This window comes from Aerococcus sp. L_32 (assembly GCF_050689315.1).
Genome location: NZ_JBOEQF010000701.1, coordinates 1 through 929 on the forward strand (window position 1 = coordinate 1; position 929 = coordinate 929).

1 protein-coding gene is annotated in these 929 nt (G+C 39.4%); it reads right to left on the reverse strand.

From position 1 onward, the window contains the following. On the reverse strand, positions 1 to 826 hold an 826-nt coding region (gene nrdD, locus ACRCJ0_RS15815), incomplete at its 3' end, for an anaerobic ribonucleoside-triphosphate reductase (RefSeq protein WP_431391138.1). Between the last annotated feature and the right edge of the window lie 103 nt (positions 827 to 929).

Sequence of the window (929 nt, forward strand, 5' to 3'; positions counted from 1 at the left end):
CCCCTTGTTTTTTGGCACCATCGATCCATTCTCTAGCAATAGCGAGATTCTTTTTGTAATTCATTTCTGCATAAGGCGCTAAGACTTCGTCTATGCGGTCAACAGTCGTACCACCGTATTGACTAGATGCAACATTAGCAATAATTTGAGCCGTTTGAGCTGCTGCTGTTTGAATGGATTTTGGTGATGCCACTTCGGCGTTACCAATCTTAAAGCCATTACTAAACATATTTTCTAGGTCAATCAATGAACAGTTTGTCATCGGTGCGTACGGATTATAGTCCAAGTCATGGATATGAATATCCCCTTTTAAGTGCGCATTAGCGACATGCTTTGGTAGCATTTTAAGGCCGATAGCTTTCGACACGATACCTGCTGTTAAGTCGCGTTGGGTATTAAAGACCTTACTATCCTTATTGGCATTTTCGTTCACCACATCCTGTGCCTTATTGATAAGCCCTTGCATACGAGTCTGGATGTTCGTCGCATTAGCAAGCCTTTCTTCAGTCACTTGTCTGTTTGCTAGATAGGTCTCTGCTATATGGTTGAAATCTTGATCTTGTAAAACCTGCACTAACTGGTGATGAATAGTGGTCACCTCTATGGCGTCATTAGGGTTTGCTTTTTGAATATCGGCTAAATTTGCTAATACTTGGTGCAATATTAGGTTGATATCAGCTGTTTCAGCTTGTTCACTTTGACTTGCTTTTATAATGGATCGTTGTAATTTGTCGACATCAAAAGCGACCGTTCGACCATCACGTTTGTGTACTCTTACTTGGTCAAAGCTATCTAGGTGTAATATTTCTTGAACTGATTGTGCCATGAATAGTGCCTCCTTACTATAACATGAAAAATGAGTTTAGACACAACATATAGTGTCTTTATCAAAATATTTTATCATATATAGTGTTCCATACAAGGGTAAA